The organism is Ralstonia sp. Ralssp135, assembly GCF_047304345.1.
Taxonomy (GTDB): domain Bacteria; phylum Pseudomonadota; class Gammaproteobacteria; order Burkholderiales; family Burkholderiaceae; genus Ralstonia; species Ralstonia chuxiongensis.
In genome coordinates this window covers 1-243 of the sequence record NZ_JBGLYZ010000122.1, presented here as the reverse complement: position 1 = coordinate 243, position 243 = coordinate 1, and the positions used below count along the sequence as shown (strand labels likewise).

Genomic DNA, 243 nt, shown 5'->3' with positions numbered 1-243 from the left:
ACGCAGGACACCGCCGTCGCCGCCACCGAGCGCGAGGCCTTCGCGGGCAAGGTCTGGATCGGCGACGATGGCCGCATCGAGCGCGTCACGCGCGGCAATGCGGCGGGCCCGGCCGGCTTCGACCAGGCGCCGGTCGTCGACGTCGGCAACGACCTGGTGCTGCCGGGCTTCGTCGACCTGCACAGCCACCTGGCCTACGCCACGCTGCCGCTGTGGACCGAACCCGGCCGCACGATGCCCTTC

1 pseudogene is annotated in these 243 nt (G+C 73.7%); it reads left to right on the top strand.

Annotated features, from left to right (window positions below):
- Window positions 1–243 (top strand): annotated as a pseudogene (locus ACCD03_RS25640) (hypothetical protein); the annotation flags it as partial.